22 protein-coding genes and 1 pseudogene are annotated in these 23063 nt (G+C 41.4%); 16 read left to right on the top strand and 7 right to left on the bottom strand.

From position 1 onward, the window contains the following. Positions 1–100 precede the first annotated feature (100 nt). The 11 genes from MM817_RS06435 (at position 101) to MM817_RS06385 (ending at position 9223) form a co-directional block, all read left to right on the top strand. On the top strand, positions 101–400 hold the full coding sequence (locus MM817_RS06435) for a class I SAM-dependent methyltransferase (RefSeq protein WP_241712781.1): 300 nt from the start codon (positions 101–103) through the stop codon (positions 398–400). Between the two features lie 201 nt (positions 401–601). Then, positions 602–1684, top strand: coding sequence for a ribosome small subunit-dependent GTPase A (rsgA, locus tag MM817_RS06430; protein ID WP_241712779.1), 1083 nt, complete (start codon positions 602–604; stop codon positions 1682–1684). Positions 1685–1969: 285 nt separating this feature from the next. Beyond that, positions 1970–2875 (top strand): ornithine cyclodeaminase family protein, encoded by a 906-nt coding sequence (locus tag MM817_RS06425; protein ID WP_241712777.1) that lies wholly within the window; start codon positions 1970–1972, stop codon positions 2873–2875. A 78-nt stretch (positions 2876–2953) separates the two neighbouring features. Then, entirely contained in the window at positions 2954–3373 is a 420-nt protein-coding gene (locus tag MM817_RS06420; protein WP_241712775.1) for a hypothetical protein, read from the top strand. 433 nt (positions 3374–3806) lie between these two features. After that, positions 3807–4175, top strand: a complete 369-nt coding sequence (locus tag MM817_RS06415; protein WP_241712773.1) for a hypothetical protein — start codon at positions 3807–3809, stop codon at positions 4173–4175. Between the two features lie 59 nt (positions 4176–4234). Then, entirely contained in the window at positions 4235–4777 is a 543-nt protein-coding gene (locus MM817_RS06410; RefSeq protein WP_241712771.1) for a DUF1572 family protein, read from the top strand. A gap of 447 nt (positions 4778–5224) precedes the next feature. Further along, positions 5225–5404 carry a hypothetical protein gene (locus MM817_RS06405; protein ID WP_241712769.1) on the top strand — a complete coding sequence of 60 codons (180 nt, stop codon included), beginning with the start codon at positions 5225–5227 and terminating at the stop codon, positions 5402–5404. A 384-nt stretch (positions 5405–5788) separates the two neighbouring features. Continuing rightward, positions 5789–6607, top strand: coding sequence for a cell wall-active antibiotics response protein LiaF (gene liaF, locus MM817_RS06400; RefSeq protein ID WP_241712767.1), 819 nt, complete (start codon positions 5789–5791; stop codon positions 6605–6607). A gap of 3 nt (positions 6608–6610) precedes the next feature. Beyond that, a complete protein-coding gene (locus tag MM817_RS06395; RefSeq protein WP_241712765.1) occupies positions 6611–7606 on the top strand; it encodes a sensor histidine kinase in 996 nt (331 codons plus the stop codon). Between the two features lies 1 nt (position 7607). After that, entirely contained in the window at positions 7608–8240 is a 633-nt protein-coding gene (locus MM817_RS06390; protein WP_241712762.1) for a response regulator, read from the top strand. Positions 8241–8545: 305 nt separating this feature from the next. Further along, positions 8546–9223, top strand: a complete 678-nt coding sequence (locus MM817_RS06385; RefSeq protein ID WP_241712761.1) for an HAD family hydrolase — start codon at positions 8546–8548, stop codon at positions 9221–9223. Positions 9224–9337: 114 nt separating this feature from the next. On the opposite strand, the gene MM817_RS06380 is transcribed toward MM817_RS06385, so the two are convergent. After that, positions 9338–10459 (bottom strand): GerAB/ArcD/ProY family transporter, encoded by a 1122-nt coding sequence (locus tag MM817_RS06380; RefSeq protein ID WP_241712759.1) that lies wholly within the window; start codon positions 10457–10459, stop codon positions 9338–9340. A 128-nt stretch (positions 10460–10587) separates the two neighbouring features. Here MM817_RS06380 and MM817_RS06375 point away from each other — a divergent pair, with 128 nt between their 5' ends. The 3 genes from MM817_RS06375 to MM817_RS06365 all read left to right on the top strand — a co-directional run bounded on the left by MM817_RS06375 (position 10588) and on the right by MM817_RS06365 (position 15176). Then, positions 10588–11463 (top strand): VOC family protein, encoded by an 876-nt coding sequence (locus MM817_RS06375; RefSeq protein WP_241712757.1) that lies wholly within the window; start codon positions 10588–10590, stop codon positions 11461–11463. A 115-nt stretch (positions 11464–11578) separates the two neighbouring features. Beyond that, positions 11579–12841 carry a LysM peptidoglycan-binding domain-containing protein gene (locus MM817_RS06370; RefSeq protein WP_241712754.1) on the top strand — a complete coding sequence of 421 codons (1263 nt, stop codon included), beginning with the start codon at positions 11579–11581 and terminating at the stop codon, positions 12839–12841. Positions 12842–12950: 109 nt separating this feature from the next. Beyond that, positions 12951–15176 (top strand): S9 family peptidase, encoded by a 2226-nt coding sequence (locus MM817_RS06365; protein WP_241712753.1) that lies wholly within the window; start codon positions 12951–12953, stop codon positions 15174–15176. A gap of 118 nt (positions 15177–15294) precedes the next feature. Here MM817_RS06365 and MM817_RS06360 read toward each other — a convergent pair whose 3' ends face one another. The 3 genes from MM817_RS06360 to MM817_RS06350 form a co-directional block, all read right to left on the bottom strand. Further along, positions 15295–15705: a universal stress protein gene (locus tag MM817_RS06360; RefSeq protein WP_241712752.1), complete on the bottom strand. Its 411-nt coding sequence runs from the start codon at positions 15703–15705 to the stop codon at positions 15295–15297. Between the two features lie 178 nt (positions 15706–15883). After that, on the bottom strand, positions 15884–17431 hold the full coding sequence (gene pruA, locus MM817_RS06355; RefSeq protein WP_241712750.1) for an L-glutamate gamma-semialdehyde dehydrogenase: 1548 nt from the start codon (positions 17429–17431) through the stop codon (positions 15884–15886). Between the two features lie 18 nt (positions 17432–17449). Continuing rightward, a complete protein-coding gene (locus tag MM817_RS06350) occupies positions 17450–18370 on the bottom strand; it encodes a proline dehydrogenase family protein (RefSeq protein WP_241712748.1) in 921 nt (306 codons plus the stop codon). Between the two features lie 254 nt (positions 18371–18624). Between MM817_RS06350 and MM817_RS06345 the strand changes: the two genes are divergently transcribed. Next, a complete protein-coding gene (locus MM817_RS06345; protein WP_241712746.1) occupies positions 18625–20235 on the top strand; it encodes a sigma-54 interaction domain-containing protein in 1611 nt (536 codons plus the stop codon). Here the strand turns inward: MM817_RS06345 and MM817_RS06340 are convergent. Then, a pseudogene (locus tag MM817_RS06340) lies at positions 20232–21776 on the bottom strand (APC family permease). The gene MM817_RS06345 and the pseudogene MM817_RS06340 overlap by 4 nt on opposite strands. Positions 21777–22201: 425 nt before the next feature. On the opposite strand from MM817_RS06340, the gene MM817_RS06335 reads away from it, so the two are divergent. After that, entirely contained in the window at positions 22202–22420 is a 219-nt protein-coding gene (locus MM817_RS06335) for a glutaredoxin family protein (protein WP_241712743.1), read from the top strand. A gap of 74 nt (positions 22421–22494) precedes the next feature. Here the strand turns inward: MM817_RS06335 and MM817_RS06330 are convergent, their stop codons facing one another. Together MM817_RS06330 and MM817_RS06325 are read right to left on the bottom strand one after the other, a co-directional pair. Beyond that, a complete protein-coding gene (locus MM817_RS06330; protein ID WP_241712742.1) occupies positions 22495–22785 on the bottom strand; it encodes a spore coat protein in 291 nt (96 codons plus the stop codon). A gap of 14 nt (positions 22786–22799) precedes the next feature. Beyond that, positions 22800–23006, bottom strand: a complete 207-nt coding sequence (locus MM817_RS06325) for a hypothetical protein (RefSeq protein ID WP_241712740.1) — start codon at positions 23004–23006, stop codon at positions 22800–22802. Between the last annotated feature and the right edge of the window lie 57 nt (positions 23007–23063).

Below are 23063 nucleotides of genomic sequence, written 5' to 3'. Positions count from 1 at the left end.
ACACTGGAGAGGGGACAGTTTGGCTATCTTAAGGTGACAATTGAAAAAAATTATAGATAAACAGAAGAAAGCATTAATTTGTGATGGGGGGTATTTTCCTGTGGAAAACAAATGGAATGCGGAGCACTATGATGATAAGCTTGCTTTTGTATCGGAATTCGGAAAAGGAATTGTTTCATTATTGCAGCCTAAAACGGGAGAGAACATTCTTGATTTAGGTTGCGGAACGGGGGACTTGAGTAACGAAATAGCGGCATATGGTGTATCAGTTGTCGGTATTGATCTCTCTGAATTATTGATTCGACAGGTGCAGAGCAAGTATCCAAACCTGCTATTTGAGGTCGAAGGGGGTATCGCACTCTGCAATAAGTGGTCATATAAAATAGTCCATTTAATTTGACGATTACTTGAGAGTTGATGTATGATATGAATTATTAAATATTCTGTTAGTTATCTTTGGGGGATAGTGACTGCGAACGGAGTGATGTTTTATGACGATGACTATTGCAGTTCAAAAGGGGAGTACTGCTTAGGTCGTAAGGGGTCCGAGTAAACCAAGGGCTCCTTCGACCAGTTGTAACTAGGTCGAGGAGGCGTTTGGTTGAATCTTGATATGTATGGTTGGAATGGCGACTGGGAAGAGAAGTTTGCACAGTACCGCGCTCAAGGTTGCGAACCTGCGCGGGTGTTAGAAGCGGCACAGGGAATATATCGTGTGTGGGTAGCAGATGGATGGTGTTTTGCGAAAGTGTCGGGGAAGTTGCGTCATTTCGCCGTTGGACGCAGTGATTTTCCAGCAGTAGGCGATTGGGTGGCGCTGGAAGGCGTTAGGTCAGGAGATGCTCTGACTGGCCACAGCGCGGTCATTCACGGATTGCTTTCTCGAAAGAGCGTTTTTCTACGTAAAATAGCTGGTAATGAGTTGGATTCACAAGTCATTGCGGCCAATGTGGATGTAGTTTTTCTTGTAATGGCTGCAAACGATATGAATTTGCGGCGGCTCGAGCGATTCCTCATCGTGGGGTGGGAGAGTGGCGCAGTACCTGTAGTGATTTTAACAAAGACTGATTTGGTTGCTGATGACGCAAGGAGTCATGTGGATGCCGTGATAGCCATGAGTTCTGGTGTCGCAGTTCATGCGGTGAGCGTAGAAGCTGGTGTTGGATTAGATGCTGTGACCGCCTATTTACAAAAAGGGAAAACGGTCGCGTTAATTGGTGCGTCAGGAGCGGGGAAGTCAACACGAATAAATTACTGTATGGACGGTACAGTACAACGTGTACAGGGTGTTCGCGAAGGCGATGTAAGAGGGCGTCACACAACTACACAGCGTACGCTATTTCTCTTACCTAGCGGAGCCATGATGATGGATACGCCAGGGATGCGGGAATTGCAATTGTGGGATGGATCAGACGGCATTGACCAGGCGTTTGATGATATTGCACGACTGGCACAGGGCTGTTCTTACCGCAACTGTCAGCACCTTTCGGAGCCTGGGTGTGCAGTGCAAGAGGCTGTGTTACGTGGGACGTTGGATGTTGCGCGTTTGAATAACTACCGTAAGACGGAGCGTGAGTTGGCATTTGTAGCGCGCAAAGATGATATGCGGGAGCAACGAGCGGAGCGCGAAAAATGGAAAAAATTAAGTAAGTCGGCGCGGCAGAACGCTCATAAATCTAGATAGATGACATGCAGAGTTGAAGGAGGTTGGAGAAATTTCCTTTAGCTCTGCTTTTCTTGTCATTCTAATATTTAACGAAAAATAATTTTATATTATTTATGTAAAATTATAAATGCATACATAAAGTTGATAAAATTTTTACTTGTTGACTGGGCAACAAAACTTACTGTTTTGCTTGATTGTAATGATTTTTGTTTGGATGAGGTTGGCGAACTGCTTAACTCATGTGCTTGTAGGTCACATTCTGACCGGAAAATAGTAAAAATTAGGGCTGGATGGTGAATTTCAATGTATCAGGTGCTCACTGACCGGGATATTGAAAATCTTGGCTCAATGAAAATGATTATAGAGGCAATTACACGGTCTTTTGAAGAGCAATCAAATGGAACGTTAATTTCACCTCCAAGATTTCGTATAGAAACAGATCTAGGTGATTTGGTTTTTACAGCAGGAGCTGCTACAGCCTTAGATAAGGTTATCGGATTTCGTGTATACGAAACGTATAAAAATGATGTAGATGGTCACGGGCAAATAGTTTGTGTATTTGATTCGGAAAATGGGGTTTTTAAGGGGATTATTATCGGGAATCTACTTGGTGCACTTCGCACGGGCGCAATTGGTGGCGTTGCCATAAATGAATTGTCTCGAATGGATGCCGAGCAAATAGCTGTTATTGGTACAGGGTTACAAGCGCGGACACAGCTGGAAGCAGCTGTAGCTGTAGCTGTAGCTGTAGCTGTAGCTGTAGCTGTAGCTGTAAGGAATATTAAAAATATTAGGGTTTATAGTCGTAGCCATGATAATCGAGAAACGTTTGCACAAGAAATGTCGAAGAAACTCAACACTGATATTTTGCCGGTCACTTCGTCAAGAGATTGCATTGAAGGTGCTGATATTGTCATTTGTGCCACTAATAGTGTTACTCCAGTGTTTGAAATAGATGGGTTAAAACCAGGCGCACACATCAATACTGTCGGTTCAAAATCAGCAAGAAAACATGAGATACCATTTGAGTTAGCAGCTGTAAGTTCAGTGATTGCTAATGACTCTATCGAGCAACTTCGGGCTTATCAAACACCACATTTTTTAGTAGGAACACCTGACGAGAGTCGAGTTGTGCAACTGTCTGAGATCGTAACTGGGAGGGTATCGGGAAGAAGGGCAGCAGGGATGTCACTTTGTTTTGCTCTGTAGGCTTAGCGGGGACAGAAATCGTTGCTGCAAATGAATTGATGAAGATGGTAACACGTAACAATATTGTGAGGTGAATGAATGGATAAGAGTAACGCGAAGTTCCAAACTAAGATATGGGCAGGCATTCTTATAACTGGAGTAGGCATTTCTGCTATCGGGGATTTAATATATCTAGTATCCATCAACATCTTCATTCTCTCTCAAACACACTCGCCATCCGCTGTTGCAGGTCTGTGGCTTGATTCAGTTAGCTTCTTTTTCTATGCAATGTTGTGTATCTTGTTACCTGATTTAGATAAACCAAAAGCTTCTACAGGAAGAATACATCCATGGCGCACTGTTTTTACAGATTGGCAAACTGCGTTCCAATTTCTCCGTGAAAACCGACCGTTTACCGTACTGTTTAGTTTGAACGCACTTATTGGTATTTTTGCTCTTACAGCAGATAAGATAGTTTGCTTCCACGTAGCGAAGACTGCAAACATTTCTCTCACGTGACATCCTACTTCGGCGCATAGACAATGAAGTTGAACATGACATCACTAACGTTCTTTAGTGATGGTAACACATGTAAATAGAGTGGCTATAATACACTAGATTTAATAGAATAGTTATGATATGTTAAATCTAAAGGGAAATATTAACTTCATTGCGAACAATGGGTGTAAATTCAGCGAATGCACTGGGTGACAACATAGTAAAGTGCCATCTCGTCTCATTGGTAGGTTGAGTTTTGTAAGACTCATTAGCTATTAGATGTATGAGAATGACACTATAGAACATTACCTTGAATCATGAGATTTTAAAAGACTCATTAAATGGGGATGTTGGAACATGAAAATGATCAGAGTAAGTTCTGATTACGGATCATTACAGGCTACACCATATAAATTGTTATCCGGAGCGTTACAATTTGAGGAGGGACTAGTTTATGAATAGAAAATCGATGGTATTAGGATCTTTTATTATCACTGCACCTATGATTTCGCTATTATTGTTTGGGTTCTCTAATGGCAATTTTGCTCAAGTAAATGATAAAAAAATAAGTCAACCATCTCTTTCCCAATCTCAAATTTCACACATTGAAAACCATATCGAAGATATAACAACTCCAAACGGAGTGTATATTCGTACGAATCATGTTGTTGAATTACCTGCCAATGAAATTGCATATAATAATGACGAATCTACCAAATCTGGGATAGAGGAAATCATTTTGCCATATGGCACTTTTGTAAAAACAACCTTATATGGATTAAAATCTTTTCAAGAACAATGGCAAAAAACTCATTCTAATTAGGGTGATCATTGAACCACTCATGTACAATCTCTATTAGTAATGAAAAGGGGATGATTTTTGTGGATGTAGGAACTATCTATTTAAATGAAGTAGTAGATAACTTCCGCAACATGAAAAAAACTGCGGAAAGTGCAATGGGACAACTGAGCTTTAACGAATTACAGTTTGCACCAACCGAAGAGTCAAACAGCATTGCTCGGATTGTTAAACATATGTCTGGAAATATGATATCAAGGTGGACGAATTTTTTAACATCAGATGGTGAAAAACCTACTCGGGATAGGGACGGGGAGTTTGAGGGATCTTACGCTTCTCTTGAAGAAATGATGTCTGCTTGGAGTGCGGGTTGGGAAGTATTATTTGATACAATCACTCAATTGAAAGTCGATGATCTAGTGAAGACCGTTTTTATACGTTCTGAACCGCACAATGTTATTCAGTCAATAGAAAGGCAAGTCTATCATCTCTCTTACCACGTAGGACAGATTGTGTATGTGGCCAAGCAAATTCGTAACTGCGAGTGGGAAGTCTTAACGATACCAAAGGGGAAATCAAGAGAATTTCAAACCCAAATGAATAATCAATTCAGAAATAAAATGTGAGTTTAAGCTTCAAGTATGTGGCTACCAAGGGTATCAATCCAATAAGTTAATGCAATAATTACGCTCACCAAGATACAGATTTGGTTATGGACAATTGACGAACTACAAGCCAATATTCCTGCATGAGTACTCTCAATCCCCTAAATTTTGTGCCTATATAAACGATAAAATCACACCTGAATGGGAAGCAATTATATGTAAATCAAATGGTTATGGATGTCTTAACTTGCGTGGGTTTTATATGTTCACCAGTTGTTTCTAACCCTAGTGGATTGTATGTGAAAACAATAGTTATGAGAAAAGTGTTGTGTCGTTAAATAGGTGCGGGAATTCATTAAGCTGGCGCAATGGAAAGTGTACGATTATACACTTGGGCGATGACCAGTGTACTCTTTTAACGACAAGAGTGTGCGATTAGAGTTTTTAAATAAATAAGGGGAGGACTACATGCAGCTGGCGAACGTAGGATTTAGCGGGTTGATTCTCTTGTTGATTCCAATGATCACTTTGATTTTCTGGATTATCATGCTTATTGCTATATTACAGATTCGTAATGGCGTACGAAATATATCCGAAAAGTTGGATGCAATCTACAGGTTGTTGTCTGATAGTAGGAAATCCGATTAAACAATCATAGTATATGCAGGAAGCAGAGCGAGTGACGGTTGCATAAAAACTAGGCAGTTCTACACTGAAATGCGGAGCTATAGGGCACGAGATTGTAGTAGCTTCTTGGACGATATTTGCTATAAGTCAGCAAATGGTGAGCGTGTTGGATTGGTTGGAGCGAATGGTTCATGAGGGCCGACTTTATTGAACATATTAGATTATGAAACGATTTTTAAAGTGGTCGCTTCATTTGTCAAAACAGTCTAAATTGCTTTAACTACCACAGGTATTTGAACCACTAAAACTCCGACTTTAGTCGGGGGTAAAACTGGACCGAAGTTCATTGTTTAATAGATGATCGACATGTATCATAATTGGCAAATGAGTAAAGGAAGGATTATGATGAGTCGCAGTTCACGCTGGGGTGTAGTTTTGTTGTTCTTTGGAATTGCTTATTTGTTCATCCAGTTGAAGGTCATTCCCTGGAATTCAGAATGGCTTCGCGGGGATGTTATATGGCCTGGACTTTTGGCACTCTTTGGACTTTATGATCTAGTTGAAAAACGGCGAGCGCGGGCTGCCTTGTGGCCCATTTTTCTATTTGTCCTCGGACTGCTTCTTCTACTTCGTGATCTCCATTTGGTGGCAGCACTTACGTCCATTCCTAATGGATGGGATCTATTTTGGGCACTATTACTCATTTTTGCTGGTCTTGATCTCGTTTTACCCAAACGAGGCCGTTTGTTTACCATTCGCATTCTTGATATTAATTCAAGGCAGCGGGATGGTAAAGAGAGTATAGGTACTTGGCCGCTTTCGGGTAAGGGTTCTAGGCAAAAGCAAGCGTCTCGTGATTTTGGTGCTCGTCGGTTAATCGGTGAGTTGATGGTGGGTCGAAGTCCGTGGACGCTAAGAAGTGCCGATTATTGGACGGGTGTCGGAGAGACACGCATCAACTTGGCGACCGCCCATATTGAAGACGGAGATTATGAATTGGACGTAAGCGGCTGGATTGGTGAAATTCGCATTCTCGTACCTGAATCCCTCGATGTGTCTGCAGATGTGCACTTGGGAGTTGGCGAAATCAACGTATTTGGTGACAGCCACTCAGGTCCTGGGGGTTATATTCTCTATGAAGATCCGACATTTGGTCAATCAAGGCGTCGCTGTAAGTTGAAGGTCAACCTGAGTATTGGTTCAATCTCTTTGGTGAGGGTTTAGGGGATGACGTTGCGTACAACTTTTATGGCGATGAGTGCCACATTGGCTCTGGGGGGATTTGGCCTCGGTACTCTGCTCTGGAATCTGCACGTGCGCTGGGATGTGGACATCATTTTGTGTCTTATTTTGTTCATTTTGGCGATGGCTGTGGGGTTTGCTTTTGCTCAGGGTTACCGTCGGCGTCTTGCAGATATTGAAGAGGCGACAACGCTGCTTGGTCTTGGGCGGCTTCAGTATCGGATTGCTACCTTTGGCAAGGCGGATGAGGTTGACCGCTTAGCTTTAGGCTTCAATCAAATGGGGGAGACGCTCGAACAGCAAGTCGCTCAACTGCAAGCACTGGCGGAGGAAAATCGTCGTTTGGCAGGAGATGCCGAACGCGCAGCGACGATGGAAGAGCGGCAAAGGTTGGCACGCGACTTACACGACTCGGTCAGCCAGCAACTGTTTGCGCTCGCTATGCTAGCTGAGGCGGCAGTAGCTCATAGCATATCGAATTCGAGTGAGATTGTCGGAGATTTATCTATGATTGCTGAATTAGCTCACGCAGCTCAGCGAGAGATGCGCGGATTACTTTTACATTTGCGACCGATCGATTTGGAGGGCAGAAGCTTTATAGAAGCAGCAGGTATATTTTTGCAGGCCGTTCAGGAACGTCATGGGCTAGTGGTACAGTTCTCGTGTCGGGTGGAAGCAGATATACCTCCAATCATCGAAGAACAACTGTTTCGAATCTTGCAAGAGGCAGTCTCCAACACCCTAAAACACGCAGTAGCGACGTTGCTTGTCGTCCAATTACTGGAGCAACCTGCAGCGTATGAGTTTTCCGTCTCAGATGACGGTCAAGGGTTGACTAGCGCACCAAAGTTATTGACTGATTCTTACGGCATTCGAATGATGCGTGAGCGCGTCGGCAGATTAGGAGGTCGACTTGAATTGCTGGCGCGCTATCCTGGATTGACAGTTAGTGTTGTCATACCAAGGAGAAGGGAGAATTAAGATGACAATTAGAGTTTTACTAGCGGACGATCACGCTGTTGTACGTATGGGATTGGCGGCGGTTTTGACGACATCGACAGATTTTCAAGTAATCGCTGAGGCGGGGGATGGGGAGCAGGCGGTTGACCTTGTCATGACGCGCGACGTTGATGTTCTCTTACTCGATTTGTTGATGCCAAAACTGGATGGTGTGGCGGTTATACGAAGAATTCGAGCAAGCGGAAAGGTTACGCCCATTGTAGTGTTGACAAGTTCCGTCGAGGACACCCATGTATTTGCGGCTTTGCAGGCTGGCGCTACGTCTTATTTACTCAAGACATCTTCCGCACAGGAGATTCGCACGGCCTTGATACGCGCGGTTGCAGGTAAATCAACCTTATCTTCCGATGTTCAGCGCCAGGTGGTCATGCAGTTGCAAAATCCGTCGATGAGTAATGGTTTGGATGCTCTCACGGATCGCGAGCGGCAAGTCTTGGAGGTTCTGGCATCGGGAAAGAGCAACCAACAAATCGCTGATATACTCCACATTGGCTTGAAAACGGTCAAGTCGCATGTCAGTAACATTTTCATCAAGCTTGATGTGGAAGATCGAACGCAGGCTGCCATCTTTGCGATACGTCACGGTCTGGTCTAGATTTTTTTTGCGGTTCACTCCCATTGCCTTAAAGTATTCGGACGTTGTCAAGCGAAGGAAGATCTAACGGATCTACACAGGCGATACGGGAACGCACAGCCTCGGCGATTGTTATGGATCACATATTGAAGCTTAAATCCTTTTTTTCTAGCTATTTTAAAGGACGGAGAGATCGTGCTATCATTGCGTATAGTAAGGCATCATACTATCCGAAACTTCAGTATCTTTGGAGAGAGAATGAGGAATTCAGTGGGGCGAATGTACACCACATGTAGGACTAGATTTTTAGAAATGAGGTTGAACTTGTGAAAGCCGTTTTATTTGATTTGTTCGAAACCCTCATTACAGAGCGAGAAAACGGAATAAACATAAGAGATTTTGGAACGCCAGATTGTCACTGTCCAGCCGATCAACTCGGCATTCATAAAGCATTGTTTGAAGAGGAATGGGTAGTAAGGAGACCCGATCGAATGAATGGAGTTTTCCCTGACTATTACACGGTGCTCAAGGACATTTGCTTGAATCTACATCTGTCTGTAGATGATGCAATCCTTCGTTCGCTTGATGAGAAACGTGTATTAGCAAAACGTACTACGTACGAGCACATCGAAGAGCGCGTACTAGTCGCTGTTAGAGAATTGAAGAACAAAGGTCTTAAAATCGGACTGATTAGCAATTGTTCTCCTGAAGAGATTGATGGTCTATTTTCTTGTCAGTTAACTGATCTTATTGACGAAATGGTGTTGTCTTTTCAAGTGGGTGTATCGAAACCTCATAAAGAAATTTACGAGATAGCCTGTGAGCGCCTTCAAGTGATACCAGCGGAATGTATCTTTGTAGGTGATGGTGGGGCAAGTGAGCTTATCGGTGCTACAAACGCTGGAATAAAGGCTTTTCGAGCGACTTGGTTTTACAATAGAACGGACATAGGTGAAGCATTTTTGCAAGTGCAGAATCCGATGCACATCCTTAATTTAATTTAATTGTTGATGTCGCACTTATGGTACTATGAGCCACATAGCATCGATATAAAAGAATAATAAGTGGAGAAAGGAGATGAATGGAGTTGATGTGCGCTGATTAGTTTCATTGACAACCTACCCAGATTGGGGACGCCCTTGATTAGTATTCATTCGTTTTTTTCTCCATAATTTAAAGTATCCAACAACGATAAACAGCATGAGGATGGTTCCATAGATAAAAGGAAGTCGTTGCTCTAATACAATATCTTTAAAATCAATGGCATCAGACAATGTGTTAGGCAATAAGGCTATATAGTAGACAAGAACTGCAATTGAAGGTATGAATCGACGATAATTTTGTGCTCGTACCATTCCTGCTGCACCAATACTTAAAAGATACATCATAAAACTAAGTCTCAAACATGCAACAATTAACCATGAGACAGCATACACAGATTCAACATGCTGAATAAATCTTCCAAAATACATTAATTTAGCCATTTCAATCGATAGAAAGAATAGATGATCACTTGATGGATAGGGTAGAACAAATTGTATAGAAAGTAATTGAAAAATACCTATGATAAGCGTAACAACAGCTATAAGATAAAATGAACGTCTATAGCTTGAATAACTACGAATATATGGACGTATCATTAGATACCCGATAAACTCGCCAAAAAAACCAACATGTAATATTCCCTGCTTAAGAATAGCGGAAATTCCAGGTCCAAATATAGGAGGTATATTATTAAAATCAGCACTTGATAAGGAAAATATATTTGTAAATATAATAGTTAATACAATAAATGACATCATAAATAAGCTTGTTCTTCCTAGAACCTCTATACCGTAATATACAGGAATCATCATACTTACTATTAAAATAAATAAAATGAAGGCCGTAGGTGTAGTCGGCAAGAAAATGGAATGTATTTGTTCAAAATCAAATGTCAAATTGACCGAAAGATCAAGAATAAGTGCAATAAAAATGATGAAACTAAATACGGAACCAATAATAGGACCAAAATAATCAAATAGATGATCGAATAAATTTTTCGAAGGATCTTTGAATAGCGGAAGCATTATCCCAATGATCAAAACCATAATCAATTGGCTGATTATGAGGAGTAATTCAGCTGCATTATGCCCCCAATGAATGAGTATTAATACACCAGGATCCATTTCTTTTCCTACCATGAGAATAAAAAATAATGACATTAGCTGCAGTGGGCTAATATGTCCATCTTTTATCAATATATATCATCCTTTGTTCATGCTTACATATGTAAAATGTCCACATAAATGAATTTTATGTATACTGTACAATATGATTGTACGTACTTTCATCAGCAGATCTATAAGAAAAGAGGGGGTGTAGAGTGTTGATCGATACAGTGGAAACGATTGGTCATTTGAACTTTGATCACGTCATTCACGTAGTTCAAGATCCAGCTAGCACAAGGCATTTATTCGAATGTGAACTAGGTATCCATACAATAGCTGGTGGCATGCATCCTGCGTGGGGGACATTTAATATGCTTGCGTATTTCGGTCTTCCTTATATTGAATGGTTAGGTGTCCATGATGTTAAAACTGCGCTTAATACAGAATTCGGTCGCAATGCATTAAATAAATTATTGATAGGTGAGGGTGCTATACAATTTGCTATGCGAACGCGACATATGGATGAGTTAGTAAAATTGTGGATGCAACGTCAATTACCCTTTGTTGGGCCCATTGAAGCAAGTCGTGAGAGGCCAGATGGTACGACTATTCGCTGGCGTATGCTTTTTCCAGAACAATTATCTGAAAGTGTTTCAGCACGGAATCAGGCACTTCTACCATTTGTCATTGAATGGGATAAAGACGATGAATCTCGTCTTATCGAGTTGCGGGAAGGTGGGGCGCTGTTATCTCAAGATGTGTTGCGATTAGATGCTGTACATTTGGCAACTCTTGACGCGACAGATTGGATACATCGATTCAATATCTATTTTGGCAATAAGTTATTTGAGGAGGATAAAGAATTATGTTTTGCTCAAACTACGTCTCCATTTCAAATCAAGATTGGTGAGATTAGTGTTTTCGTGTGGTCACTGACTAGAGTAGCTGAATGTTTTCATGATCAAGAAGAAGTTACTGCTTCAGGGCTTTTTCAAATCGATCTTTCTAGGATTGGTCATACCTCAAAAAAGGATGATATGAACATAACTCCTTTAGTGTTGGCAGGCCTGCGAGTGCAAATTCATCATGATTAGTTGTATAGGAGAAGTTTTATGCACGAATGCCTATAGAAAGGCATACCATACAGCGAGAATTGCGGGGGATACGAACCGATTATACAAAAAAGTGGGGATAGATATGAGAGTTCATGTGACTAAACGAGGTGATACCCTGTGGAATCTTGCACAACGCTATCATACTACAGTAGGTGCTATTCAGTATCTAAATGGCATTCCATCAAGTCTTATTGTTCCCGGTATTGCACTCGTCATACCGTCTCGGCAGTCGTATATCGTACGTCAGTATACTGTAAAATCAGGGGATAGTTTATGGTCAATTGCAAATGATTTCGGAGTACCCCTTACTGATTTGCGAGATTTTAACATGCCATTTCCTAATCAACGTTTAAGTAGTGGGCAAACGATACTTATCCCAGTGGCTATTACTGAAAAGCCTAGAATTGAGTCAAATGCTTATTTGGTTGTGTCTGGAAAAGAACGAGACCTTGATCTTGTGAGACAATATGAGTCGATGCTAACAGATGTGTCAGTATTTAGTTATCGAATGAAACCAACTGGTGAGCTAGTTAAGCCAGTATTTTCTTTACCGCCTGTGCCTGGTATTCGATACTGGATGGTTGTTTCAAATGCCACAAAAGAGGGGGATTTCAGTGCAGATTTGGCTCACCACATTTTTACGGATGGTAGTGCTCTTCAAAGACTAATTGATGAGATTTTGGATGAATTAGGGGATAGACAATGGGCTGGTATCAGCCTAGATGTAGAACATGTAAATCCATCTGATCGGCAGCTTTTGTCGGCATTTGTACAAAAGGTGACTCAAGCACTACATGGTAAAGGGTATCAAGTAGCTATGGCCATGCCGCCCAAATCATTTGATGACCCACAGAATCCTTGGGTTGGTGCAGTTGACTATGCAGTTCTCGGAAAATTGGTGGATCGCGTAATGCTAATGACGTATGATTGGGGATATCCTGCTGGAACACCTATGGCCGTAGCTCCAGTGGATAAAGTCAGAGGTGTGTTAAACTATGCACTTTCACAAATGGATAGCCGTAAGGTATTACTTGGTATGCCCCTTTATGGTGATGATTGGCCACTCCCGCATCTCCCCACAAAGCCTGCTACACTGATGGATAATCAAAGTTTGCTACTTCGTGCACTTCAATATGAAGCGGAAATTGCGATTGATCCAGTCTCTGTTGCTCCTGTATATACTTATGAACATGAGGGACAGCGTATTGTTTGGTTTAATGATGCACTCAGCACGTTAGCTAAAAATGCACTCGTGAGAGAATACAATATGCGGGGGTTCTTTTACTGGGAACTCGGATTTGATTTCCCACAAAATTGGGAACTTCTTACTGATGGTTTTACTATTGATCATGCATGAGTCAATAAAAGGTATGTTAAGATAATAGTGATTCACAGTCGCATGAATAGAGGCATTCGATCTATTGATACGACTTACATACGATGTGTCTTATAGGAGGATGTACGCAATGGATGATACTAAGGCTAAGGAAATGCTTCCAGAACATGTACAAAAACTAGCATTTAATTTAACTGTTAAACCATATTTTCTGGATGAGTATAGATTTTGGTACATACAAGAAATTCGATTCGATGATATAGTTAAACCTCGTGGTAAACGGTTTCGACTAGTTGACAGCCGGACCGGTGAAGTGCGTGATGCATTTGATCATGATCGTATGGCAATACAATTAGCGAGTAAGCTCGATGCAAGGCTGGACGCCACTGACCTTCCCATAACTGATATTGTAGAATTACAGGAACAAGCGATTGTGATTATGGTAGATAATAGAAAGTTTCAATGGAACTTATTGGACGATCATATTGTAGAGAGAAAGTCTTATGAAATTGTAGCAGATTATGAATTGATGTCTCCTGATGGGAAATGGGTTGCCTATGTTGATCAATATAATTTGTATGTTCGCTCACTTGAGCAAGGAGATATCATTCAAATAACAACTGATGGAGAAAAAGAGTATGCATATGCGACCCTTCCAGATGCATACGGTTCCAAGTTAGTCGATGAACTGGCAGCAAAAAAATTACCTCCAATGGCCATTTGGTCCCCTGATTCTTCTCATCTTTTTACACATAAAACAGATCAGCGTCATGTGCGGACAATGTATATTGAACAATACGTCCCAGAAGGGGATGGAGTTCCTCCAAAGACACATGCCATGCGTTATGCATTGCCAGGTGATGAACATGTGCCTTTATTAGAGCTTGTTGTGTGCAGTCTTACGGGTGAGCAAGTATTTTTAAAAACAGACCCATTGGAGATGAGTGCTCTTCAATACACGTTATTTGATCCAAGTGCTCCCATTGCTTGGTGGCTTGACGAACAACATGTGTACTATCTTCATGTGTCGCGTGGAACTAAATCGACACGCCTTTGCGTAGCACATAGTCCTTCTGGTGAAGTGACGATTATTTATGAGGAATGTGCAGATACATTTATGCAAATGGATTTTATTCCAAGAGGGAAAAGTGTACATGTTTTACGTGATCAAACAGCATGCATATGGCTTTCCGCTAGAACTGGATGGAACCATTTGTATATGATACAGATTGGTTCTGAAAAAAAGGAATATGCTCTAACAGAAGGAGAGTATGCTGTCGATGCAATTGTTCAAGTCGATGAGAAGAATGGCTATGTTTATTTCTTGGCAAATGGAAGAGAAGAAGGATTACACCCTTATTATCGTCAACTATACCGAGTGTCATTTACGGGAGGAAGTATCGAACGTTTAACTCCTGAAAACGCAGATCATCGTATCGTGTTTTCACCTGAACTTAGCAGTTTCGTTGATACCTACTCACGTGTTGATCTTTCACCTATCACTGTTGTACGAGCATATGACGGAAAGCTGATTGCTACTATTCAAAGCAGTGATATTGAATTATTACTAGCGCATGGATATCAATTGCCAGAAGTTTTTCATGTAAAAGCACGCGATGGGGTAACGGATCTGTATGGTGTCTTCATTCGTCCTGTACCATTTGAGGAGAATAAAAAATATCCAGTTATTGATTTTGCGTATGGTGGGGTACACACAACTTTTGCGCCAACAACCTTTCCTCTTACTGCACAAGGACGAGATCAAATGCACATCGCCCAGTCCCTCGCACAACTTGGATTTGTAGTGATCATGATGGACGGAATGGGAACACCAGGTCGATCCAAGGCATTTTATGATGTATGCTACAAAAATCTTCAAGGTGCAGCAGGTATACATGATCACGTGTTAGGAACACGGGAGTTGGCAGAACGCTTTCCTTTTATAGACATAGAACGAGTCGGCATGTATGGCTTTTCAGGTGGTGGATATGGAAGTGTTAGAGCCATGCTTGAATTTCCAGAATTCTATAAGGTAGCGGTAGCTGGCTGTGGTGATCACGATAACCGTTTGTATTCAGTCGAGTGGGGTGAGCGTTATCAAGGATTATATGATGAGGATATCTATCAGCAACAAGTTAGCTCTACACTTGCACAGCAGTTAGAAGGAAAATTATTTCTTATGCATGGGGATATTGATGACAATGTGCATATGCACCACACCATGCGCATGGTCGATGCATTGATACATGCTGATAAGGACTTTGATCTACTTATATTGCCAAATCGTGGGCATGCTTTATCAAGAGATCCGTATGTCATTCGTCGTATCATGAAATACTTCACTCAAAATCTATAAGTTATGAGATAGTTAGAGTGGCTTGTATGTTAGATTTTCAGAGGCCTCTGGCAGTTATGTCAGGGACCTCTGTTATCTACAAAACGATGTTATCATGCTATTTCACAACTTCATGAATTTAGCGGACAAGCAGTACAGAACAAGGGGCGCGACGTGTTACGGATTCGCTCACACTACCAAGGAGTAGGCGCTCAAGTGCCCCTTTGTTATGTGCTCCGAGCACGACAAGATCAGCTTTTATTTTTTCTGCAAAGTCGACAATCACTTCTCCAGGAACACCAATCTCTGATTGAAGAGTAGGAATAATGTGTGAGTCTTTAAAAAGTGCATCTGCATGGTTTAAAATTTCATGATTAATTGTAATATCGTATGGCACAGGTAAAACGCCAAATTCACCGTTAACATACGGAATCGATTCAACATACAAAATATGTACTTTTACATCTTGATGTGCTGAGAAAGTGTGCAATGCATATTGAACAGCATGATCAGCTGATGGTGTTCCATCGTATCCAATGAGAATATTCATGTTCTCGTCCCCTACCTTTTCATGTAGCTATATGTATTATGCCGTATTTCTCTAGCCTTGACTAGGGAATATCCTGTAGCAACTTAGAGCAATGTCACTAGATCACTGCATTTCCATGTATAGAAAAAGAAGCGTACAAGTAGAAACCAGTACGCTTCTTGATGTGTGCATCATGAAATTAAAATTTCTCTGAAACCAATTTAGCTTGCATAAATAATTGTAGATAATCTGGGCCACCTGTTTTTGAATCAGTACCAGACATACTAAATCCACCAAAAGGATGAACACCGACAAGTGCTCCTGTACATTTGCGATTAAAGTACAAATTGCCACAAAACATCCGCTCACTTGCATAAGCTAGATGTTCCTCATTTTGACTAAATACAGAACCAGTCAGGCCATAATCTGTGGAATTAAAGATATCAATAGCTTCCTCAAAACTGTCTGCTTTCATCATACCAAGTACTGGTCCAAAAATCTCTTCTTGCATCAATCGGCTATCTGCCTTTGCGTCGATGAAGATAGTTGGTTGAATGAAGTATCCGTAATCCGGGCCTAATTCACCACCTGTAGCAAGCTTTGCTTCCGTCTTTCCAATCTCGATATACCGTTGTACTTTTGCAAACGATTTATCATCGATGACCGGACCGACGTATGCATTATCTTCAGGATTACCCATTTTTAATGCTTTGGTTAACTGTACTACTTTTTCTACAACAGTATCATAAACGTCTTTATGGATGATGGCACGACTGGCTGCAGAGCATTTTTGACCCTGAAATCCAAAAGATGATTGGACGATAGCAGTAGCTGCAGCATCGAGATCTGCATCGCTGTCTACAACAATACCGTCTTTCCCACCCATTTCTGCAATGACACGCTTGATCCATTTTTGACCAGGGATACGCTTATTAGCATGTTCGACAATATGCAACCCGACATCACGTGAACCTGTAAAGGAAATAAACCGAGTATCGACATGACCAGTCATATAATCGCCAATCGTTTCTGGGCGTCCAGGCACATAGTTAAGAACGCCTTTAGGTAAACCTAGTTCTTGCATTAGTTCTACAAATTTAGCAGCTATAATCGGAGCATTGGGAGACGGCTTAAGTAAAATAGTATTACCTGCAACAATGGCGGATGTTGCCATCCCAGCCATAATGGCAAGTGGGAAATTCCACGGCGGAATAACAATGCCAACTCCTAGTGGGATGTATATCTGACGATTTAATTCTCCCTCATAGGGCACAAGTGGAACAGGAATATCAATCCGCAACATTTCCCGCGCGTAATACTCCATGAAATCAATGGCTTCTGCAACATCAGCATCTGCTTCCGCAAAACTTTTCCCAGTTTCATATACCATCCAAGCACTAAATTCAAACTTGCGACGACGTACTGCTGCAGAGGCTTTTAGTAAATAACTACTGCGAACTTCAGCGGAAGTATAGCGCCATGTCTTAAATGCTTGTGTTGCTGCTTCCATGGCTTGATCCACTAACTTTTGATCAGCTTGACTAACCGTTCCAATGATCTGTTCTTTGTTTGCAGGATTATAAGATGGTTCAGTTTCATTTGTAAAAACCGCTTCTCCGTTAATGATGAGGGGATAGGATTTACCAAGTTCATTTTTTACTTTAGCCAATGCATCTCGCATTGCTTTGTCGTTTTGTGGCAAACTAAAATCAACAAACGGTTCATTTTTAAATGGGGTTGTTGTCATCTTGCATCATCCTTTCAATTATGAGTGAACCATTGATTTTACAACAAATGCAACATTTGCGGGTCGCTCAGCTAGGCGCCGCATAAAATATGCATACCAATCGTCTCCATAAGGAACATAAATACGGACTCTATATCCTTCTGAAGCTAATTGCTGTTGTAGTTGTGTGCGAATACCGTATAGCATTTGAAACTCAAAGCGATCATTGGCTATGTGGTGCTCGCTTATAAAGTGCTTCATCTGATCGATAATAGCATCGTCATGCGTAGCAATAGCTGTATAATGTCCTGCAGATAAGTGCTGTTGAACCAGGGTTACGTAGTTTTTATCAACGTCTGCTTTGACTGGATAAGCTACAGATGCCTCTTCTTTATAAGCACCTTTTACAATGCGTAAGTTAACATCAAGCGCACCTAGATGCGTGATATCTTCCTTACTCTTATACAAATATGACTGAATCACTAGTCCTACTGTATTTCCATATATCTCATGCATTTCTTTAAAAAGTGCAATGGTTGCTTCGTTATGTGCATAATCTTCCATGTCAATACGCACAAAATTACGGTGTTTTTTTGCTTCATCAAGGATTCTACGTACGTTGTTGACGCATAAATCGCGCGACAGATCCATACCCAGCTGAGTAAGCTTAATAGAAAGGTTGGATCGTATGCCATGTTCAGCTATGGCTGTTAGAGCTGATACGCAAGCATCGGCAGAGAGTTCAGCTTCCTCTGCTGTAAATACAGACTCACCAAGATGATCTAATGTGACAAGTAAATTTTGTTTATTTAACGTCTGCACTGACTTAATTGCTTCGGACAATGTCTGTCCAGCAACAAACCGCTGTGCACCAAATCGCAATCCATAGCGACGCGCTAACTCGTTAGCTTGACGATTCTTTGCCATGTAGAGTAAGGCGTTACGCATAACTTGTTCCACCGTCTCATATCTCCTTTCACACGATAAAGGGAGTCATATCAATTCGTTCCCTTATCCATATGACAAGCAAAAAACGTGCCATAATAATGATATGGTGGAGTTATCATAAATGCTAAGACACTCACTGTGATTGCTTCTAACATAAAATATCTTAACACATATGTATACCTATGTACAGGTTATATGCAAAAGTGTATATTTACAATATTGACATGTATGTATAGTGATAATGACAAGTAAAGGATGTACTGCTGATGAATGAAAAGGATTTTTTTGATTCTGTAGATTTTCATAATATTTTGCCGAAAGTGAGTAGGGGAGCTAGTGATTTTGACCATGCAACTGAAGTAAGTCAAGCAACTGTTGCTACTTTGCTTGATACCTTACAAGAAGCTGTAACGATCGTAGATGCAGTTGGTGTGGTCCGTCATTGGAGTGCTGCAGCGAAGCGGTTGTATGGTATTGATGCAGAAGATATTGTAGGGAAACCTATTGTAGATTTTCCTTGGAAATCTCTTATATTGGATCGTGTATTAAAAGAAGGAATTAGTGTTCATCAACTTTATCATGAACCTCGTCCGCATGTGCATGTCCTAATTAATGCACTGCCTATTCGCGTTCACGGAGAGATTGTCGGGGCAATTGCAACAGAGCAAGACGTCACAAGTATGGTTCGTTTAGGTGATGAACTGATGAATACAACTAGGCAACTAGCGACGTTAGAGGGAACGGTACAACGCAAAGGTATCGATTTTGATGCTTTTGAAGGAATTCTCGGAAACGGATCTGTGATGACAAAGGCGATTGATTTAGCTCGTCGCGTGGCAACTTCCAATGCTACTGTGTTTTTATATGGTGAGTCAGGCGTCGGAAAAGAGTTATTTGCTCATGCTATCCACCGCGCAAGTAAACAGTCTAAAGGTCCTTTTATTGCAGTCAATTGTGGAGCAATACCACAGGCTTTGTTTGAAAGTGAGCTCTTTGGCTATCAATCTGGAACATTTACTGGAGCGGATCGTAAAGGGAAGATGGGAAAGATGGAACTTGCGCAAAAGGGGACGCTTTTTCTAGATGAAATTGGTGAGCTTCCACTTGAACTCCAGGTTAAATTACTTCGCGTTTTAGAGGATCGTGTATTGTATCGCATTGGAAGTGAACGAGGTATCGATCTTGACGTGCGCATTATTTCGGCGACAAATCGAGACTTGCAGATGGAGGTCAAGAGTGGGCGATTTCGAGCAGATCTTTACTATCGCTTAAACGTTGTTTCGCTTGATTTACCCCCGCTAAGAGATCATATGGAAGATATTCCACTTCTCGTTCAGCGATTTGCTCATCAATTTGCTATCCAGTACAACAAAGTCATTCCAACTTTTGATCCTGATGTCATCTTAGCGCTCATGAGATTTTCTTGGCCAGGAAATGTTCGGCAACTGAAGAATATTGTAGAGCGAGTTGTGATATTAGCAGAGGAAGATCATATTCATGTTCATCATTTACCTGCAGAAGTGCAACAATTTGTTTTGACAAAAGAAGATGCAACGGTACCTTACGTGATGCAAGATAGACATGAAGTACGAGAAACTCTAGAAGATCATGCAAACTTCCTTGACAACCAAAATCACGTAAAGTTCCCAAGTACAAACGCTCATTTTACTACAGAAGCTGCTGCTATTACTACAAAATTGCAGAAGAATAAAAGGGGAGTTACCAAAGCCATAGTACAAGCAGCCTTGTTGCGCACATATGGCAACAAGGCTGCGGCGGCGCGTGAATTGGGTGTTTCTCGTGCTACTTTGTATCATTATATGCGCGTATACGGAATATCTGATGATAGTCGAGTAGCAGACACCAAGAAAAGCTAAGCATTTTCTTGTTCACGTGCACTTTTTTCTATGAGTGCGGTTTGTAATGATTGGGTATGTAACCCACTTGCACTTCCCCAGTAAAAAAAGATGATCGAACCAATGATTACAACTACGATATCATAAGGATAGGGGAGTGCATTGATCCCGCCAAAACTTCCAAAATACGAGATGAGTAGCATAAAAATCATAAAGGCGAGTAACCAAATGGAGGCCTTGATATGTGCTGAAAGTTGACTGCGCAGATGTTTCGATCGCGTGACAAATCCAGCATAAATGACAAGTGCAATTAATTCTAAAATCATAAGTGGCTCTACGTTTCCCCAACCTGACCAGTACACTATATTGCTACCTACGATAAAAGCAATGAGTGAAATGACAGGAAGATTACGTAAACGCACAGGGCGACTAGCATCTGGTGCATGGCGTCTAAACACCATGGCGGAAACGGGACCCATAATATATGTGAGAACAGATGCACTAGAAGCAAAACCCACCAATTTACTCCAAAGTGGGAAAGGTCCCGTCCAGATAATTCCTAATATGAGACTGAGCCACATCGCCGCTCTAGGAATTCCAGTAGCAGGATCAATTTTACCGAAAACACGCCAAAAATAACCGTTATTTGAGAAACCCAAAACAACTCGAGCCGTGGAGGCGAAATATACCCAACCGGATCCGAGTGGAGAAATGACTGCACTAAAACGCATAAACCACGCTAACCAAGTGAGAGAAAGAATCATAGCGACATCAACCAGTGGACCTTGAAATGATATACTTGCCCAACCTTTTGCTAGATATTGTGGTGGTATAGCACCAATAAAGACCACTTGTACAAGAATGTAAATGACAGCTACGATGATTAATTCAAGTACGATGGCACGTGGTACATCACGACCAGGATTACGTGCTTCTGCGGCGAGATCAACCGCTTGTCGAAAACCTAACATAGAAAAAACAATGCCTGATGTGGCGACAGCAGTTAAAATGCCATGAAAACCATAAGGTGCAAATCCGTGGGATGTAAAATTAGAAATATGAATACTAAAGAGAAGAGTAATGACGGTTATGGCGGGAATAATAATCTTTATGGCAGTAACAAAGTTGTTGATGCGCGCTAATAATTTAACGCCATAATAATTGACTAAGAAAAATCCTACGACAAGGAGTGCTTCGATGATCCAACCCAGCAATGTTGGAAAGCCAGTTGTGGCATTAAACAACCCTGAAATACCTAAATATTGAACTGCTGCTTCTGCTTCAATAGGGGGAATCGTTGAATACGCAATTAATGTGGCCACAGACATTAAAAATCCAACGAGCGATCCATGTGAATAATCAGGATATCATACGACTCCACCTGCTTCAGGTAGCATAGCTGAAAGTTCAGCATAAACCAGAGCGATGAAGATCAGTGCAATAGCCCCAATGATCCATCCCACAATTGCACCCGGTCCTGCATCGACAGCAGCATATTGAACGCCAAATAACCACCCTGATCCAATGGCAGCACCTATGCCAATCAGTGTTAAGTCAAGCATGGATAAATGACGTTTTAAATGGTGATTATCATTTTGCACAGATAAGCAACCTCCTTTTGAAATATAGTAGAATCATCGCGTGTAATCGTTTACAATCGGACTATTGTTCCATTTGCAAACAACGCTGAATCATAAAGTATTATGGGTTATTTTATCCTGCAATAAGATTTTATACAAGAGTGGTATAGTTATATAGCCTGTTCAAAAAGGGGGCAGGTAAGACCCGCGCAGTGCAAGGAAGCAAGCCAAGAATGTGGACTGAGCGTACGTTTTGGGTACGTGAGGGAGCGTTCTTGGCGCTGACGCTGCCATGCGCCGGGGAGTTCTGACCCCTTTTTGAACAACCTCTTATAGAGTGGATTGGGGGAATAGTTATGAAAGAGCCTATCTTGGTATATACAACAACACAGTGAGGAAAATGTCGCATGGTGAAAGAGTTTCTTTCACAACGCCATTTAGAGTTTAAAGAAGTGAATGTATTTCATAGTTCAGAGACTATTGATGAAATGTTGCACTATACAGGTTCGTTTACTGCACCGTTATTACGGATAGGAACAGAGTACGTTCATGGTTACGATCCGATGTCGATTTCACAATTGCTAGAACGTACAGGTTGGATCGATGATCCAACAAAAGAAACATAGAAACCAGCCCTTAGTACATTGACTAGGGCTAGTTTCTACGACAATGCGTTACTTTAATTTTCCTAAAGTGTATCTTATCTCATGACTTTCTGAAGTGTTTGCGTGGCATTTTTTATATCTGCCTGTACCTGAGCACCAGGATTGTACGCTTGATACCAGCCACGTTGAATCATTAGATCAGTAATCTTGCCATGAGCATACACCGTGTCGTTCAAATGGTGCATGAGCATATCGCGGATATCTGATGTAGCTACCTCAGTAAGGGCGAGTGCCTGATTTTTAATTGAAGCTTTAAGGGTATTGAGCAATTCTGAAGCGACTACTTGGTCTGTGATTAGCATTGTATCCATCATCATCGTGGCCATAGTAACGCCTCCTATTAGTTAAATGCACTTCGTGTTAGCGCATGCTGCAAGTCCGTGATGTGTTTATGACAAGACTGAGCTTGGTTCATGAGAATGCCTCCAAGTTCTTGATCTGTCACGTGTGGTAAAAGGACATTGCATATTGTATAGGAAGTGGTCGTCGAAGCAAGTAGTTCATGTAGTTCGAGTGTTTCGTGTGCGGCTAATCGCTGTGAATTCATCAAACCACTCCTCCAAAGCATTGTACGTTCACGATATGTAATTTACCCTAACGGAGG

It is taken from the genome of Sulfoacidibacillus ferrooxidans (assembly GCF_022606465.1).
GTDB classification, from domain to species: domain Bacteria; phylum Bacillota; class Bacilli; order Alicyclobacillales; family SLC66; genus Sulfoacidibacillus; species Sulfoacidibacillus ferrooxidans.
The sequence above is the reverse complement of the archived record's forward strand: the minus strand, read 5'-3'. Positions and strand labels throughout refer to the sequence as shown.